Genomic DNA, 16871 nt, shown 5'->3' with positions numbered 1-16871 from the left:
GACCGGCACGCACCTCCGAGCGACCCCGATCCGGAAGGGAATCCCGAGATGTCCGTCGACCCGCAGCAGACGTCCGCCCCGCTCACCGACGACGAGCTCCGGACGCTCGACGCGCACTGGCGCGCCGCGAACTATCTGGCCGTCGGCCAGATCTATCTCATGGCCAACCCGCTGCTCACCGAGCCCCTGCGCCCGGAGCACGTCAAGCCGCGGCTGCTCGGCCACTGGGGGACCTCGCCCGGCCTGAACCTCGTGTACACCCACCTCAACCGTGCCGTGCGCACCCGCGACCTGAACGCCCTGTGCGTCTGGGGACCCGGCCACGGCGGCCCGGCCGTCGTCGCCAACTCCTGGCTGGAGGGCTCGTACACCGAGATCTACCCCGACGTCACCCGGGACGCGGCCGGCATGGCCCGGCTGTTCCGGCAGTTCTCCTTCCCCGGTGGGATCCCCAGCCATGTCGCCCCCGAGACCCCCGGCTCGATCCACGAGGGCGGCGAACTCGGCTACGCCCTCTCCCACGCCTACGGCGCCGCCCTCGACAACCCGGACCTGCTCGTCACCTGTGTGATCGGCGACGGAGAGGCCGAGACCGGGCCGCTGGCCGCCTCCTGGCACTCCAACAAGTTCCTCGACCCCGTCCACGACGGCGCGGTCCTGCCGATCCTGCACCTCAACGGCTACAAGATCGCCAACCCGGCCGTGCTGGCCCGGATCCCCGAACCCGAACTCGACGACCTGCTGCGCGGCTACGGCCACGACCCGATCCATGTCACCGGCGACGAGCCGAACGCCGTCCACCGCGCGATGGCACAGGCCATGGACACCGCGCTGGACCGTATCGCCGCCCTCCAGCGTGCCGCCCGCGCGGACGGCGCCCGCGAGCGCCCCCGCTGGCCGGTGATCGTGCTGCGCACCCCGAAGGGCTGGACCGGCCCCGCCCACGTCGACCGGCTGCCGGTGGAGGGGACCTGGCGCGCCCACCAGGTACCGCTGTCGGCCGTCCGGGACAACCCCGACCATCTGCGCCAGCTGGAGGCGTGGCTGCGCTCCTACCGGCCCGACGAGCTGTTCGACGAGCAGGGCAGGCCCCGTCTCGACGTCCTGGCCTGGATCCCCGAGGGCACCCGCCGCCTCGGCGCCACCCCGCACGCCAACGGCGGGCTGCTGGTGCGCGAACTCCCCCTGCCCGGCCTGGACACCTACGCCGTCCCGGTCGACAAGCCGGGCACCACCCTGCACGAACCCACCCGGGTGCTGGGCGACTTGATCGGGGACGTCATGCGGTCCACCGCCGGGCGCCGGGACTTCCGGCTGGTCGGGCCCGACGAGACCGCCTCCAACCGGCTCCAGGCCGTCTTCGGCGCCAGCGGCAAGGCGTGGCAGGCGCAGACCCTCCAGGTCGACGAACACCTCGACCGGCACGGCCGGGTGATGGAGATCCTCTCCGAACACACCTGTCAGGGCTGGCTGGAGGGCTATCTGCTGACGGGCCGTCACGGACTGTTCTCCTGCTACGAGGCGTTCGTGCACATCGTCGACTCGATGGTCAACCAGCACATCAAATGGCTGCGGGTGACCCGGCGACTGCCCTGGCGCGCGCCCGTCCCCTCCCTCAACTACCTGCTCACGTCCCACGTCTGGCGCCAGGACCACAACGGCTTCTCCCACCAGGACCCCGGCTTCGTCGACCACGTCCTGAACAAGAGCCCCGAGGTCGTACGGGTCTACCTCCCGCCGGACACCAACACCCTGCTGTCCGTGGCCGACCACGCGCTGCGAAGCCGCGACTACGTCAACGTGATCGTCGCCGGCAAGCAGCCCTGCTTCGACTGGCTGTCCATGGACCAGGCCCGGGTGCACTGCGCGCGCGGCGCCGGTGTCTGGGACTGGGCCGGCACCGAGAACGGCAGCCGTGAACCCGACGTCGTGCTCGCCTGCGCCGGTGACGTCCCCACCCAGGAGGTGCTGGCCGCCGCCCAGCTGCTGCGCCGCAACCTGCCCGAACTCGCCGTCCGGGTCGTCAACGTCGTCGACATCGCCCGACTGCAGCCCGCCGAGGAACACCCGCACGGCATGGGGGACTTCGAGTACGACGGCCTCTTCACCACGGACAAGCCGGTCGTCTTCGCCTACCACGGCTACCCGTGGCTCATCCACCGCCTCGCCTACCGCCGCACCGGCCACCGCAACCTGCATGTGCGCGGCTACAAGGAGATCGGCACCACGACCACCCCGTTCGACATGGTCGTCCGCAACGACCTCGACCGCTACCGGCTCGTGATGGACGTCATCGACCGCGTCCCCGGCCTCGCCGTGCGCGCCGCCGCGGTCCGTCAGCGGATGGAGGACGCGCGACTGCGCCACCACGACTGGATCCGGACCCACGGCATCGATCTGCCCGAGGTCGCCGACTGGTCCTGGGACGGCTGAGACCGCAGGTCACCGGCGTGCGGGACAGGGCGCACGGACAGGGGCGGACGGCGCAGGGCGGGGGTCAGGAGGCGGCCGGGCGTGCGCCCTGTCGATCCGTCCCGGCCCGTGCCTACAGTGGTCGGCCAGCCCTGCGCCGCGGATCCTGCGGGGCGAGCCCCACCAGCCCCTCGGGTCACGTCCGTCCCCGGCCCGGCATCCGTCCGGACCCGGTACGGCCCCGCACACCGGCGCGGTTCCAGGGCGACGGGTGCGAGGACCCACCGCGCGACAGGCACCATCCGTGACACCGCTCGGGCCGCGCATCAGGGAGCCCGCGGCACGAGCGTGCGTCGACTGCCCATGGAGGCCGCTGTGTCCCGACCGAGCATCGCCCTGATCGCCGATCCCACCTCGTCCGAGGGGTGCCGGGAGTACCTCGCCGAGGCCGTGGAACTGCTCACCGGCGCACCGCCCGTCCGTGTCGACTCCCGGCACTTCGCGACCGGCGGATCCGGCCGCGGCGTCCCCGACGGCGGCCGGTTACGGCTCCAGGTCCCCGAGGAGCGGCTGGACTTCGTCCCCGACGTCGTCCTTCTCTACGAGATCCCGCCGCACCGCCGGCGCGACCTCGCCGCCTTTCAGGAACTCCTGCGTATCCACGACGTGGTGACCCTCGGCACCGGCCCCGACGCCTGGCGGACGGCGACGGAGAAGAACCTCACCGTGGCCCGCTTCCAGCGCGACGGCGTCGCCCAGATGGAGACCGTCGTGCTGTCCGACCCCTCGGCCGGGGAGGCGGCCGAGGCGTTCGAGCGGCTGGGCGGCGACACCTGGGCCAGGCCCGTCGTCGGCACCGGCGGCGACGACACCTTCCACATCACCACCGGGCCGCGGCTGGCGGAGGCCACCGCCTACTACGCCGAGCACGGCACCGACTGGATGCTGTCCCGCGACGCGGGCAACGTCACCGCCGACGGCATGCGCCACCAGTTCCGGGTGTTCGTGCTCGGCGGGCGGGTCGTGCACGCCCGCGAGCACCTCCAGCCCGAGCACGACACCCCCTGCAACACCTGCCGGGGCGCCACCCCCGTCCACATCGACCCGCGGGACCTGCCGGCCCGCCTCGGGGAGCTCGCCGTCGCCGCCACCGCCTCGGTCGGCCTGCCCTTCGCCGGCGTCGACCTGGCGATCGAGAACGGCGGGGTGGTCTTCGAGGTCAATGTGCAGCCCGCCTTCGTGGACGGGGCGGTGGAGCGGGAGAAGGTCGCCGTACCGTACGTCCAGGCGCATCTGGACGCCTTCGAACTGGCCGGCGGCGGACCGTCCCGGGGGCTCACAGCCTCAGCGTGAACCAGGTGGTCTTGCCCTCGTCCGTCGGCCGTACCCCCCAGCTGGCGGCGAGGGCACGGACCAGGATCAGGCCCCGGCCGGACTCCTCGTTCTCACCCGCGAGGCGCGGCTGGGGCAGCTGCGGACTGCGGTCGCTGATCTCGACGGTGAGAGCGGTGTCCGTGCGGTGCAGATGCAGGCCCAGCGGGCCCTCGGCGTGCTGCACTGCGTTGGTCAGCGTCTCCGACAGCAGCAGGAGGGCGTCGTCGGCGGCACCGGCGCAGTTCCACGAGGTGAGCGTCTTGTGCAGGAAGGCGCGCCCCTCCGGCACGGAGCAGGGGACGGCCGGCAGGTCGGTGGTGACGGCGGCCAGCGGGGCCGCCGGGAGCTGTGCGAACAGCAGGGTGACATCGTCGTTGTGGCTGTCGGCGTCCGGCAGCAGCTCCGTCAGCACATGGTCCGCGGCGGCCTCCAGGGACGGGCTGCCGGTGAAGAACTCGTCCAGCAGGAAGGTGAGTTCGTCGATCCGGAACTCGATGTCGCTGCCCGGGGTCTCGATCAGTCCGTCCGTGTAGAGCACCAGGGTGGCGCCCGGGGGTATCGCCGAGCTGGCCTCCTCGTACAGGACGTCACCCACCCCGAGCGGCGCGTTCACCGGGCACGGCAGGGCGCTGACGCCTTCGCCGACCCCGGCGACCAGCACCGGCAGATGGCCCGCCGAGCAGACGGTGACGGTGCCGGCGTCCGAGGCGATCACCAGATAGCAGCAGGTGACGAGCTGGTCGGGGACGTCGAGGTCGGACACGCACCGGTCCAGGGCCCGCATCAGCTGGTGCGGCTGCATCCCGGTCTTCGCCAGCGCGTGCGCCGCCGAGCGCAGCTGCCCCATCACGGCGGCCGCCTCCAGACCGCGGCCCATCACGTCACCGATCAGCACGCCCACCCGGTCGGCGCCCAGCGGGATGAGGTCGAACCAGTCGCCGCCCACCCCCGCGCCCTGGGTCGCGGGCCGGTAGCGGCTGGCCGTGGCCAGGCCCGGGAGCGCGGGCGGGGTGCCCATCAGACTGCGTTGGAGGGTCAGCGCGATGTGCCGCTGCTGCTCGTACAGCGCGGTCAGTTCGGCCTCCGCGCGCTTGCGGTCGCTGATGTCCCGGACGATCGCGCACGCCCCGACCACCGTGCCGTGCGTGTCGTGGGTCGGCCACAGCGTCACGTCCACGTCCAGCAGCCCGCCCCCGCTGGTCAGCCGTAACGTCTCGAAGTGCTCGACCTTCTCGCCGTGCCGCAGCCGCTTCAGCAGCGCGCGGATCTCGCCGCGCAGCTCCGGCGGGGCCAGCAGCGAGACGTGCCGGCCGATGACCTCCTCGGCGGTGTAGCCGTACAGCCGCTGCGCGGCCGCGTTCCAGTACGTGATGTACCCGTCGAGGGTGTTGGCGAGGATCGCGTCCTGCGACGACTCCACCAGCGCGGCCAGCTCGTTGATGCGGGCCTCGGCCGCCTTGCGGTCGCTGACGTCGCGCACGGCCGCCGAGACCAGCAGCCCGTCCGTGGTCTCCAGCGGACTGAGGCTGATCTCGACGGGGAACTCCGTGCCGTCCTTGCGCAGCCCGTGCAGTTCGAGGCCGGCGCCCATCGGACGCACCTGCCGGTTGGCGGCGTAGCCGCTGCGGTGCCCGGTGTGCTGGTCGCGGAAGCGGTGCGGGATGAGCAACTCGACCGGGTGGCCGAGCAGTTCCTCGCGGCCGTAGCCGAACAGCGCCTCGGTCTGGGCGTTGACCAGTCTGATGGTGCCCGTGTCGTCCACGATGACCATCGCGTCCGGCGCCGCCTCCAGCAGCCCCCGGAACCGCTCCTCCGCCCCACCCGGTGCGCGCTCGGCCGCGGGCGCCTGGCAGGAGCACCGTTTCTGCTCCGTGGTGCTCGCATGCCGCACCGGTTCTGCCGCCATCACGTCGGACATCTTCCACCTCACCCTGCGCGACGATTCAGGCCATCACAGCGCCTTCCGGCCGTCTCCGCTTCGTGAAGTCGTTTACTGTCCGTTCACTTACGAACCTGAGCAGCGGGTCACAGACTCGCCGCGTGATCCGGGACGTAGTTCTGCAGTTCGCGCGGAGTCCGTACGTACCCGGTGGATTCCGGCCGTTCGGGCAGCTTCAGCACCGGCGGGGGCACCTCGCGGTAGGGCACCGAGTCCAGCAGATGGGCGATCATGTTCAGCCGGGCCCGCCGCTTGTCGTCGCTCTCCACGATGTGCCAGGGCGCCTCCGGCAGGTCGGTGTGCACCATCATCTCGTCCTTGGCCCGCGAGTACGCCTCCCAGCGGCTGAGGGACTCCAGGTCCATGGGCGACAGCTTCCAGCGGCGCAGCGGATCCTCCAGCCGCTTGCGGAAACGGTCCTGCTGTTCGGTGTCGCTCACCGAGAACCAGTACTTGCGCAGCAGGACGCCGCCCTCCATCAGCATCCGCTCGAAGATCGGGCACTGGCGCAGGAACAGCTGGTACTCCTCCCTGGTGCAGAACCCCATCACGTGTTCGACACCGGCCCGGTTGTACCAGGACCGGTCGAACAGCACGATCTCCCCGGCGGCCGGCAGATGCGCGACGTACCGCTGGAAGTACCACTGCGTGCGCTCCCGCTCGGTCGGCTTGGGCAGCGCGGCGATCCGGGCGATCCGGGGGTTGAGGTGCTCGGCGACCCGCTTGATCGTGCCGCCCTTCCCCGCCGCGTCCCGCCCCTCGAACACGACCACCAGCCGCGCACCCTCGGCCCGCACCCATTCCTGCAGCTTCACCAACTCCGTCTGGAGCCGCAGCAGTTCGCTTTCGTAAGCGGTCCGCGGCACCCGCGCCGCCTTGTCCTTGGCCATCAGCCTGAACCCCTCGCCGACGTGTCGATCCGAGCAGTGCCACGGTACGTGATCACGGTCCGCGACACGTCCGCGCGCCACCGCCGCCACGGCCCCGGGGGCGCGTCGTACGCTCCTTCCGTGCCCTCGCCGTCCGATCCCGGAGCCGCCGCCGCCCGCCTCACCGGAGCGTCCGCGCACCGCACGCGCCCCCTGTCCGGAGCGCTCACGGAGGCCGCGCTGGCCGACGGGCGGGTGGTGATCGTCAAGCGCGACGACCGGCCCGGGGCGGTGCGGGCCGAGGCCGCCGGGCTGCGCTGGCTGGGTGACGCGCGGGCGGTGCGGGTGCCGGTGGTGTACGGGCACGACGACCGGTGGCTGGTGAGCGAACGGGTGGCGACCGGGGCCCCGGCCCCCGGAGCCGCGCTCCGGCTGGGACGCGCGCTGGCCGCCCTGCACCGGGCCGGCGCGCCCGCGTTCGGCGCCCCGCCGCCGGGCGGACCCGAGGCGGCGTTCATCGGAGGCGCCCCGATGCGGAACACGCCGGGGCGGGAGTGGCCGGCGTGGTACGCCGAGCACCGGGTGCTGCCGTATCTGCGGGCGGCCGTCGACGCCGGCACGGTGCGGTCCGCCGAGGCGGCCGTCGTCGAGCGTGTCTGCGCCCGGCTGCCCGCGCTGGCCGGACCCGCCGAACCGCCCGCCCGGCTGCACGGCGACCTGTGGCACGGCAACGTGCTGTGGGGCACGGACGGACACGCGTGGCTCATCGACCCGGCCGCGCACGGCGGCCACCGCGAGACCGATCTGGCGATGCTGGAACTGTTCGGCTGCCCCTTCCTGGACCGGGTCCACGAGGGCTACGACGAGATCGCCCCGCGGGAGCACGGATGGCCCGGCCGCGTCGGCGTGCACCAGTTGTTCCCGTTGCTGGTGCACGCCGTACTGTTCGGCCGGGCCTACGCCGAGCAGGCCCTGGCGATCGCTCGGCGCGTGCCGTGACGGGCGGCGGGTGCCGCCCGCCGTCCTCAGTGGGCGCCCAGCCCGCCCCCGCCGAAGGAACCGCTGCTGCCCTTGCTCCAGCGCGGCCGGGTCTTCGAGGAGCTGGCCCGGGTCTGCATGTTGGTCAGTTGGTACGGGGTGAGAGGGCGGCCGCCCTTAGGAGTCCGGGGCACCTCCTCCGGCTCGCGGTTCTCGCGGATCTCGTGCACCGCGCCTTCCGGAGGCAGATGCGGCTGCTCCTCGGGGCGCGGCCGGGGCGACTCGCGCGTCTTGATGCGCGAGCCCATCCAGAAGCCGCCGGCCAGCAGGGCGATGACCGCCATGCCGACCACGAACAGCATGAGGCTGAGCAGGCCGCTCGCGGCGGCCAGCTGGCTTGCGGTAGTCATATCGGCTGAATACCCCAGGAAACGGGCGTGAACCGCCTCACGTCACCCCTTACTCACCGTACCCGGGCCACTGCGCGGCGCGTCCGGACGGGACGGGTTTGGCGTGGGCCTCCGGGGCAACCCGCCGGGCGTGACTTCTACGACTTCCCAGCAGGAGCTGTTCCGCTTCCTGGAGGACCGCTTCGTCTGCGCGCAGGCGTGCGCCGAATGCGCGCACGCCTGCGCGCTGCGCGCGGGCCTCGTGGCTCCGGACGGCACGGAACCCCACGAACGGGTGCGACGCCAGGGCATTCTGTGCGCCGACGTGTGCGACGCGACCTGCCGGGCGCTGTCCGAGGACCACCGCATGGACGAGGCGGCCCTGCACGCCCAGCTGGAGTGGTGCCGGACCGTCTGCCTGGAGACCGCGCACGCCCTCGACCGGCACCCCGGCGCCCACGAGACCGCGGCCGCCTGCCGCGACTGCGCCAAGATCTGTACGGAGTTCATGACGACCCTGGCGGGGCCCCGCTGACCGCTACAGCGGCCGGCCGATGCGCACGTTTCATCGCCCGGTCCGGCCGCTGAGTTCCATCGCGGTCGGTGGTGGCACGTCGGTGCGCCAGAATGCCGCGTCGGGTGCACGTCGGTGCGCCAGAACGCCGCGTCGGGTGCTCCCGGGGCCCGCACCGCCGCCGCCCGGGTCGACCGCTACAGCGGCCGGCCGATCCGTACGTTCCACCGCCCGGTCCGGCCGCTGAGTTCCACCATGGTCAGTGGTGGCACGTCGGTGCGCCAGAATGCCGCCTCGGGTGCCCCCAGGGCCCGCACCACCGCCGCCCGGACCACCTCGGGCTCGGCCACCGCGACGGTCCGCCCGTCCGGCTCCGCCGCCGACTCCAGCCATGCCGTGACCCGGTCGCACACCGCGCGCACCGACTCCCCGCCGTGCGGCGCCGCCTCCGGGTCCGTGAGCCACGCGGCCAGCGCCGTCGGCTCCCGGGCCCCCACCTCCGCCAGCGCCTCGCCGCGCCACCGGCCCGCGTCCAGCGCCGCCAGGTCCGGCGCGTCAACGGCGTCGAGCCCGAGCGCGGCCGCCGTCTCCCGGCAGCGAACGGTCGGCGAGCACCAGGCCCGCTCCGCCGCCGGCAGCGTTGCCGCGGCGGCCCGTGCCTGCCGTAGCCCGGCCGCGTCGAGCGCGCAGCCGTCGTCGAAGCGTGCCTCGCGCAGCGACGCGGTGAGCGCGGGGGTGACCAGGACCAGCCGGCTCGTCATCCGGCACCTCCCTCGCGCGCCTCGCCCGCCGTCCGCCGCGTCACCGCGACGGGCGGTCCGGGACGCCGGGCGGCGTCCTGCGTGCTCTCGGTGTCCCGCTCCATCCCGACCAGGGCCCGCGCGGGCGGCCGTGGGTGCCGCCCGGCCGGGTACCGCCACGCCGCCCCGGCCGGCGGCACGTCCTCGTGCCGCCGGTGATCCGCGCGTTCCCGACCGGCCCGTCCCGGCGGCGCCTTGCGTTCCTGTCCGTCCATGGGACGACATCCTCCCCGGATCGCTCGGCGCCCCGCCATTCCCAATTTCTGCAACGCGTTCTACCGTGTGCGCCGTCAGGACACCGGCCTTGGGAAGCCAGGAGGCGCCGTGCACCTCGACCACACGCCCGAGCACCAGCGACTGCGCGCCGAACTGCGCGCCTACTTCGCCGAGTTGGTGCCGGACAATGCCTACGCCCGGCACGCCGACCCGGTCGGTGCGAAACGGTTCTACCGCGCCACCATCCGCCGGCTCGGCGCGGACGGCTGGCTCGGCGTCGGCTGGCCCGAGGAGTACGGCGGCCGCGGACTGACCCCGATCGAGCAGTTCGTCTTCTTCGACGAGGCCGCCCAGGCCGGCGTACCGCTGCCCCTGATGGCGCTCAACACGGTCGGTCCGACGATCATGAAGTACGGCACCGAGGAGCAGAAGGCCTACTTCCTGCCGAAGATCCTCGCCGGCGAGATCGACTTCGCCATCGGCTACAGCGAACCCGACGCCGGCACCGACCTGGCCGCGCTGAAGACCCGCGCCGTACGCGAGGGCGACCAGTACGTGATCAACGGGCAGAAGATCTGGACGACCAACGGGGACACCGCCGACTGGGTCTGGCTCGCCGTGCGCACCGATCCCGACGCGCCCCCGCACAAGGGCATCACCATGCTCCTCGTGCCGACCACCGACCCCGGCTACTCCTGCACGGTCATCCGCACCCTCGCCTCGCACGACACCACCGCCAGCTACTACGAGAACGTCCGCGTCCCCGTCTCCCGGCGCGTCGGCGCCGAGAACCAGGGCTGGCGGCTGATCACCAACCAGCTCAACCACGAGCGCGTCACCCTGGCCGCCCACGGCACCATGGCGATCCGCGCCCTGCACGACGTCCAGCGCTGGGCCGGCGAGACCAAACTCGCCGACGGCCGCCGCGTCATCGACCTGCCCTGGGTGCGCCGCCGCCTCGCGCAGACCCATGTCGAGCTGGACGCCCTCAAGCTCCTCAACTGGCAGATGGTCGGCGCCCTCCAGGACGGCACCCTCACCCCGCAGGACGCCTCCGCCGTCAAGGTCTACGGCTCCGAGGCCCGCCGGGACGCCTATGCCTGGCTGATGGAGATCGTCGCCGCCCCGGGCGCCCTCCAGGAGGGCTCGACGGGCGCCGTCCTGCGCGGCGAACTCGAACGCGGCTACCGCTCCGCCGTGATCTTCACCTTCGGCGGCGGCAACAACGAGATCCAGCGCGAGATCATTTCCTGGATCGGTCTGGGGATGCCGCGGGTACGGCGTTAGCCGGTGAATGCCGTCACCCTCCAGTACGCCCGGGAACTGAGCGGCACGAACATCCTGATCGACGCCGGCGTAGTGCCCTGGTGAAGTGCACGGCGCCTCGCCCACGCAGCCACGAGGGTGAGGCCGCTTCGCCCACGCGTCTCGAACAGGTTCATCGACTGCTTCGGCCGCCCCGGCCGACGCTCCGGCCGTCGCGGCAGTGCGGGCCGGTTCACGGTTGGTTGTCCTTCAGGAACCCGTGGGTGTGGCGGTCGAGGCCGGGGTCTTGCCGGGCGGGACGGGCTGGCCGGTGAAGACGACGAGGTGCCACGTCCCGTTTTCCCGGGTCACCGTGAAGGTGTCGGTCATCGGTTTGCCCGCCTTGTCGGTGGCGGAAAAATGGGCGCTGCCGGTGTCGGGACCCATGTCGTGGTCGATCTCGAGGTCGCTGATCTTCCATCCCCGTCCGCCGTTTGCAGCGAGGATCTCTGCTGCTTCTCGTCGCGACCAGGGTTCGTCCTTCACGCCGCCGACCCGGATGAGGTCGGCCGTACTGCGGGCGTTGAGGGCGGAGACGTAGTCGCTGACGGCCTGGCGTGCGCCGTCGGTCGGTGAGGCAGCGGGTTTGGCTTCGTCGTTGTCGGACGAGCAGCCGGCCAGGGGCAGTAACGCGAGCGCGGCGACGGCGATGCGGCGACGGTCCACGGCAGTGCTCTCCTTGTCCTGTGTTGGGGGGTAGGGCAGCCCGTCAGGTGCGATGGGCGTACCACCAGGTGTTCGGGTGGTCCGAGACGAGCGTGCTCACGGGTTTGTTGTGCGTGTTGGAGGAGTGGTACGTGAGGTAGGGCATGCCCCTGTACTTCTTGGTGACGAACATCGAGTGATCGATGACGTTGTTGCGGTTCCGGTCGGCCTGGAGAACATCCGAGGCGAGCAGGTCGTCCACGTTGCGCAGCGCCTTCGTTCGCTTCGAGTGCTTGATCGCGAACCAGTACCAGTTCTCGGCCCCGCCCCAGGTGTACGACGTCCACAGGCTGGTAGGGCCATAGAACCGGACAACTCCCCGACGACACCTGGCTGCTGCGGCGTTCGCCCTGGTGCGCGGCCGATCCCTCCAGGGGCGAGGCGAGTGAGACACTCGCGCTTCGTGTGACGCACGTCACGATTGGGTGTCGGAACTCGGTACGGTGCCCCGCCGACTACTGAAGCGGTACGGCTTCAACCGCCGTCTTCCGCAGGACGGTTCGACGCGACCAGGAAGGTCGAGCATGGCCGAGTTCCGACAACCGCCTTCTCTCGTGGACGCGGGTCCGCGAAGGCTGCTGCCTCCGCCCGCGCTCTTCGGTTTCCTGCTGCTGCTCGCGCTGGTCTTCTCGGTGTCGTACGCCGTCGGATCGGCCGCGGGACCGGTGGCACCCGGCATGCACGGCACCAGGACCGGCACAGGAGAGGGCACCGGCTCAGGTACCGGATCCGGTACGGACGGCACCAGCGACGCAGACATGGACGACATGCCCGGGATGACCCACGGAGGCGGCCAGTGATGCCGACGGAGCCGATGGCGAACCTGGTGGTCACCGACATCACCGTCGGCGGAATGACCTGCGCGGCGTGTGTCCGGCGGGTGGAGAAGAAGCTCGGCAAGCTGGAAGGCGTCACGGCGACCGTGAACCTGGCCACCGGCATGGCCCGGGTCAGCCATCCGGCGAGCGTGCCGCCGGAGGATCTCGTCACCGCCGTCGAACAGGCCGGCTACCAGGCCGCGCTGCCCGCGCCGCCCCCCGGCGCGGAGGAGCCGACGGGGGGCCGGCCCCGCGGAGGAGTCCGAGACGGTCGCCGCCCGGCAGGAGCGCGAGCGGCTCCTGGTCACCGCGCTGCTCGCCGTGCCGGTTCTCGTCCTGTCCATGGTTCCGGCCCTGCAGTTCCGCAACTGGCAATGGCTGTGCTTCGCGCTGGCCGCGCCGGTCGCGGTGTGGAGCGCGTGGCCCTTCCACACGCGGGCGGTACGGGGGCCGCGCCACTCCACGGCCACCATGGACACCCTTGTCTCGCTGGGCGTCGTGGCGTCCTTCTCCTGGTCGGCGTACGCGCTGTTCCTCGGAGGAGCGGGCGAGCCCGGGATGACGATGCCGTTCGGTCTGCTGCCCTCCGCGTCCGACGGCGTCGCCCACGTCTACCTGGAAGCCGCGGTGAGCGTGCCGCTGTTCGTGCTGACCGGGCGGTACCTGGAGGCGCGGGCGCGGCGGGGGACCGGTGCCGCCCTGCGGTCGCTGGCCGAGCTGGCGGCCAAGGAGGTGTCCGTCCGCGACGAGCGCGGCGAGCGGTCGATCCCCATCGAGCAGCTGCGGGTGGGACAGGTCTTCGTCGTACGCCCGGGGGAGCGGGTCGCCACCGACGGGCGGGTGACGGAGGGCAGTTCCGCGGTGGACCTGTCCCTGGTCACCGGGGAGAGCGAGCCCGTGGAGGTGAGCCCCGGCTCGGCCCTGGTCGGCGGGGCCGTCAACGCGGGCGGACTGCTGTTGGTGCGGGCCACGGCGGTCGGCGCGGACACCCGGTTGGCCCGGATCACCCGCCTGGTCACGGAGGCCCAGGCGGGCAAGGCGCGGGCGCAGCGGCTGGCCGACGCGGTGGCCGGCGTGTTCGTGCCCGTCGTCCTCACGATCGCGGTGACCGTGCTCGGCTTCTGGCTCGGCGCCGGGGCCGACCCGCAGGCCGCGCTCACCGCCTGCGTCGCCGTTCTCGTCGTGGCCTGCCCGTGTGCGCTGGGTCTGGCCACCCCGACCGCCCTGATGGCCGCCACCGGACGCGGCGCCCAGATGGGCGTGCTGGTGAGCGGGCCGCAGACACTGGAGGCGCTTCAACACGTGGACACGGTCGTCCTCGACAAGACCGGAACCCTGACCTCGGGCCATATGACCGTCGCGAAGGTGACGGCCATGCCGGGCGAGGTGGGCCAGGAGGAGCTGATCCGGCTGGCCGGAGCCGTGGAGCAGGGCTCGGAGCACCCCATCGGGCGGGCGGTCACCGCGTACGCGCGCCGTGCGGCGGGCGAGGAACCGCTGCCGGACGTACGGGACTTCGCCGCCACACCCGGGCAGGGCGTCAAGGGCCACGTGGACGGCCGTGCCGTCGAGGTGGGCGTGCCGGACGGCAGACTGCCTCCCGTGCTGGCCAAGGCCCTGGCCGCGGCGGAGGACTCCGCGCACACCCCTGTGCTCGTACGGGTCGACGGCCGGGCCAAGGCGCTGATCGCCGTCGGCGACCTCGTACGGCCCGGCAGCTTCCGTGCCGTGGACGGGCTGCGCAGGCTCGGCATCCGCCCGGTGCTGGCCACCGGTGACCGTCAGGCTCCCGCGCGGGCCGTGGCCGACGCCCTCGGTATCGAGGAGGTGCATGCCCGCTGCTCTCCCGAGGACAAGGCCGCCCTGGTCCGACGGCTGAAGGAGGAGGGCTGCCGGGTCGCCGTGGTCGGCGACGGTGTGAACGACGCCGCCGCGCTGGCCGGAGCCGATCTGGGCATCGCCATGGGCAGCGGCACCGACGTGGCCATCGGCGCGGCCGACCTCACCCTGGTACGCGGGGACATCGAGGCCCTCGGCGACGCCGTCCGGCTGGCCCGGCGCACGCTCGGCACGATCCGCGCCAATCTCGTGTGGGCCTTCGGCTACAACGTCGTCACCGTGCCGCTCGCCATGGTGGGGCTGCTGAACCCGATGGTCGCCGCCGCCGCGATGTCGGCCAGTTCCGTGCTGGTGGTGGCCAACAGCCTGCGGCTGCGCGCCTGGCAGCCCTCGCCCGGCCCCGGCGGGGGTCCCGGGACGCGGTCCCCGAGGACCCGATCCCGGAAGGACGCCGCCCGATGAAGCGCGCCCCGGCCCGGACGCCGTCCCGGATCGGCGACCGCCGGCGGCTCAGGGAGGGCGCGCTCGCCGCCCTCGTCCCCGTCGCCGCGTGCAGCCTCGCCCTGGCCGGCCTCACCGCCTGGACCGGCACCGGAAAGGCCGGTACCCCCGCACGCGTCCACGTCACCGACGGCCGCGTCCTGCTGCCCTCCGCCGGGGTCGCCGAGACGGCCGCGTTCTTCCGTATCGCCAACGAGGGCGGCTCGGTCGACCGGCTCATAGGGGTCACCACGCCCGACGCCGCCGACGGCGTGACGCTCGCTCAGCACCGTATGAAAGAGGGGAACGCGGCCTACCGGGCGACGATCGACTCCGTGGCGATACCGGCAGGCGGCAGCCTCGCCATGTCGCCGACCGGCGTGGACCTGACCGTGTCCGTGCCCTCCGGGAAATGGAGTTCGGGTGACCTGGTGCCGTTCGTCCTGGAGTTCCGGCACACCGGCCGGGTGAAGGTCCTGGCCGTGGTGAAGCGCCCCGGGACCGTCTCCTTCCGGTAAGCCGTTCCGGGGGTGCCCGTTCGCGCCCTCTGTCGGCGATCGGACGCCGGGTGCGAAGATGGGCGGGCCATGACTGTCCGAGGGTGGTGCCGCACGCTGCGGGCCGGTGTGTTCGCCGCCGCCTGTGTACTGCTCGCCGCCCTCGGCCACGTGATCATGTCCGGAACGTCCGTCCCCTGGTGGGCCATGTCCGCGGGCGTGGCCGGCACCGGAGTGATCGGCTGGCTCCTCGCCGGCCGGGAGCGCGGACGCACGGTGATCGTCACGACGGTGACCGCCGCACAGGCGGTGCTCCACGAGACGTTCTCCCTGGCGCAGAGCCTCACCCCCGACGCGGCGGCGGACCACACGGCCCTGTCCGCCGGTGGCCCGGCGGACATGAGCACGATGGACATGGGCGCCATGGACATGAGCTCCATGGCGCACGGCCTGGGCGGAGTCCAGCACGCGCACGGCACGGGCGGCGCCCCCTCCTTCGGCATGCTCGCCGCCCACCTCCTGGCCGCGGTCCTGTGCGGGCTGTGGCTCGCCCACGGCGAGCGTGCCGTCTTCCGCATCCTGCGGGCGGCCGCGGCCCGGCTGGTGGCACCCCTGCGGCTGCTGCTGGCGCTGCCCGCGCCCGTCCACAGCTCCTCCACCCGCCGGCGCCGAGCCGAGGACAGTCCGGCTCCGGCGCGCCTCCTTCTCTGCTTCTCCGTCACATCCCGGGGGCCGCCCGTGGGTCCCGCTGTCGCCTGAGACAGCCGGATCCACCGGGGCCCGCCTCACCGCTCGGCCTGCCGCGTTCTCGCGCAGCCCCCGAGGGACTCCTCGCCTTGCCGTGTCCGTGTCGACGCCGCGGGCCGAGACGTCCTGGAGGGCCCCGGGCGTCGCCGTACCCCAGCGCGTACGGCCGCACCTCCTGTGCCGTTGGGCCCGCCCTCCCCGCTGAGGAGACGGGCCCGGATGACCCGAGAAGGACATCACGTGACTGTTTCCGTCCTGCCCGCTCCCCGGGTGGACCGTGCCTCGGCAAACGCGTCGGCGACCGCCTGGGCACTCGCCGCCCGGGGCGGCGACCCCGTCGCGGCCGAGCACTTCGTCCGCGCCCTGCACGGCGACGTACTGCGCTACGTCGCCCGTCTCAGCGGTGATCCTCAGACTGCCCACGACCTGACCCAGGACACCTTCGCGCGCGCCTTCGACAGCCTGCACCGCTATGAGGGCCGAGCCTCCGCCCGTACCTGGCTCTTCTCCATCGCCCGCCGCACCGTGGCCGACAGCTTCCGTCGCGCCGCCGCCCGGCCGCGGATCGCGGACACCCCCGACTGGCAGGCGGCCGTCGAACGCGCCCAGCCGTGCGGCCTGCCCGGCTTCGACGACGGACTGGCCCTGCTCGCCCTCCTGGAGGCACTGCCCGAAGAACGCCGTGAGGCGTTCGTCCTGACCCAGATCGTCGGGCTGTCGTACGAGGAGACGGCCGGTTTCGTCGACTGCCCGGTCGGCACGGTGCGTTCCCGGGTTGCTCGAGCCCGGGCCGCTCTGGAGCGGCTCCTCCTGGAGACCGACGCCCCGGCCGACCTGGCGGCCTGACGCGAAGCGCCGGTGCCCCTGCCGGGCACCGGCATCCGCCGAGGCCGGGCGCGCTGCCGACCGAAACGGCAACTCCATTGGTGCAGCCGAGAATTGGCGAGAACTCGCGGGAACTCACCGGCCCCTCCGCCCGACTACTAGTG

16 protein-coding genes and 1 pseudogene are annotated in these 16871 nt (G+C 72.8%); 10 read left to right on the top strand and 7 right to left on the bottom strand.

What is annotated here, in order from left to right; all coding sequences use genetic code 11:
• Positions 1-48 precede the first annotated feature (48 nt).
• Both IE275_RS15265 and IE275_RS15260 read left to right on the top strand, forming a co-directional pair.
• The gene (locus IE275_RS15265; protein WP_189711810.1) at positions 49-2433 is read left to right on the top strand and encodes a phosphoketolase family protein; all 2385 of its coding nucleotides are present in this window, start codon (positions 49-51) and stop codon (positions 2431-2433) included.
• Positions 2434-2787: 354 nt separating this feature from the next.
• Complete coding sequence (locus IE275_RS15260; protein WP_189711809.1) at positions 2788-3765, top strand: ATP-grasp domain-containing protein; 978 nt, start codon at positions 2788-2790, stop codon at positions 3763-3765.
• On the opposite strand, the gene IE275_RS15255 is transcribed toward IE275_RS15260, so the two are convergent.
• A complete protein-coding gene (locus tag IE275_RS15255) occupies positions 3749-5704 on the bottom strand; it encodes a PAS domain S-box protein (RefSeq protein WP_189711808.1) in 1956 nt (651 codons plus the stop codon). The two genes, IE275_RS15260 and IE275_RS15255, sit on opposite strands and share 17 nt — an antisense overlap.
• A gap of 107 nt (positions 5705-5811) precedes the next feature.
• Positions 5812-6615: a polyphosphate kinase 2 gene (gene ppk2 / locus IE275_RS15250; protein ID WP_189711807.1), complete on the bottom strand. Its 804-nt coding sequence runs from the start codon at positions 6613-6615 to the stop codon at positions 5812-5814.
• 120 nt (positions 6616-6735) lie between these two features.
• On the opposite strand from ppk2, the gene IE275_RS15245 reads away from it, so the two are divergent.
• Complete coding sequence (locus IE275_RS15245) at positions 6736-7593, top strand: fructosamine kinase family protein (protein ID WP_189711806.1); 858 nt, start codon at positions 6736-6738, stop codon at positions 7591-7593.
• A gap of 26 nt (positions 7594-7619) precedes the next feature.
• Here the strand turns inward: IE275_RS15245 and IE275_RS15240 are convergent, their stop codons facing one another.
• Entirely contained in the window at positions 7620-7982 is a 363-nt protein-coding gene (locus tag IE275_RS15240; RefSeq protein WP_189711805.1) for a DUF6479 family protein, read from the bottom strand.
• A 130-nt stretch (positions 7983-8112) separates the two neighbouring features.
• Between IE275_RS15240 and IE275_RS15235 the strand changes: the two genes are divergently transcribed.
• Entirely contained in the window at positions 8113-8496 is a 384-nt protein-coding gene (locus IE275_RS15235; RefSeq protein WP_189711804.1) for a four-helix bundle copper-binding protein, read from the top strand.
• A 176-nt stretch (positions 8497-8672) separates the two neighbouring features.
• On the opposite strand, the gene IE275_RS15230 is transcribed toward IE275_RS15235, so the two are convergent.
• Together IE275_RS15230 and IE275_RS15225 are read right to left on the bottom strand one after the other, a co-directional pair.
• Complete coding sequence (locus IE275_RS15230; protein ID WP_189711803.1) at positions 8673-9236, bottom strand: histidine phosphatase family protein; 564 nt, start codon at positions 9234-9236, stop codon at positions 8673-8675.
• Complete coding sequence (locus tag IE275_RS15225) at positions 9233-9490, bottom strand: hypothetical protein (RefSeq protein ID WP_189711802.1); 258 nt, start codon at positions 9488-9490, stop codon at positions 9233-9235. Before IE275_RS15225 ends, IE275_RS15230 begins: the two co-directional genes overlap by 4 nt.
• A gap of 109 nt (positions 9491-9599) precedes the next feature.
• Here IE275_RS15225 and IE275_RS15220 point away from each other — a divergent pair, with 109 nt between their 5' ends.
• Positions 9600-10778 (top strand): acyl-CoA dehydrogenase family protein, encoded by a 1179-nt coding sequence (locus tag IE275_RS15220; protein WP_189711801.1) that lies wholly within the window; start codon positions 9600-9602, stop codon positions 10776-10778.
• Between the two features lie 228 nt (positions 10779-11006).
• Here the strand turns inward: IE275_RS15220 and IE275_RS15215 are convergent, their stop codons facing one another.
• Together IE275_RS15215 and IE275_RS15210 are read right to left on the bottom strand one after the other, a co-directional pair.
• Positions 11007-11462 (bottom strand): hypothetical protein, encoded by a 456-nt coding sequence (locus IE275_RS15215; RefSeq protein ID WP_189711800.1) that lies wholly within the window; start codon positions 11460-11462, stop codon positions 11007-11009.
• 43 nt (positions 11463-11505) lie between these two features.
• Positions 11506-11895 carry an amidase domain-containing protein gene (locus tag IE275_RS15210; protein WP_189711799.1) on the bottom strand — a complete coding sequence of 130 codons (390 nt, stop codon included), beginning with the start codon at positions 11893-11895 and terminating at the stop codon, positions 11506-11508.
• 130 nt (positions 11896-12025) lie between these two features.
• Between IE275_RS15210 and IE275_RS15205 the strand changes: the two genes are divergently transcribed.
• From IE275_RS15205 to IE275_RS15185, 5 genes and pseudogenes are all read left to right on the top strand, one after another.
• On the top strand, positions 12026-12301 hold the full coding sequence (locus tag IE275_RS15205) for a hypothetical protein (RefSeq protein ID WP_189711798.1): 276 nt from the start codon (positions 12026-12028) through the stop codon (positions 12299-12301).
• Positions 12301-14620 (top strand): annotated as a pseudogene (locus IE275_RS15200) (heavy metal translocating P-type ATPase). Before IE275_RS15205 ends, IE275_RS15200 begins: the two are co-directional and overlap by 1 nt.
• Positions 14617-15156: a copper chaperone PCu(A)C gene (locus IE275_RS15195; RefSeq protein ID WP_189711797.1), complete on the top strand. Its 540-nt coding sequence runs from the start codon at positions 14617-14619 to the stop codon at positions 15154-15156. Before IE275_RS15200 ends, IE275_RS15195 begins: the two are co-directional and overlap by 4 nt.
• Before the next feature lie 69 nt (positions 15157-15225).
• The gene (locus IE275_RS15190; RefSeq protein ID WP_189711796.1) at positions 15226-15894 is read left to right on the top strand and encodes a hypothetical protein; all 669 of its coding nucleotides are present in this window, start codon (positions 15226-15228) and stop codon (positions 15892-15894) included.
• A gap of 228 nt (positions 15895-16122) precedes the next feature.
• On the top strand, positions 16123-16728 hold the full coding sequence (locus IE275_RS15185; RefSeq protein ID WP_373299227.1) for a sigma-70 family RNA polymerase sigma factor: 606 nt from the start codon (positions 16123-16125) through the stop codon (positions 16726-16728).
• The last annotated feature ends 143 nt before the right edge of the window (positions 16729-16871 follow it).

Source organism: Streptomyces phaeofaciens, assembly GCF_014648915.1.
Taxonomy (GTDB): Bacteria; Actinomycetota; Actinomycetes; order Streptomycetales; family Streptomycetaceae; genus Streptomyces; species Streptomyces phaeofaciens.
The sequence above is the reverse complement of the archived record's forward strand: the minus strand, read 5'-3'. Positions and strand labels throughout refer to the sequence as shown.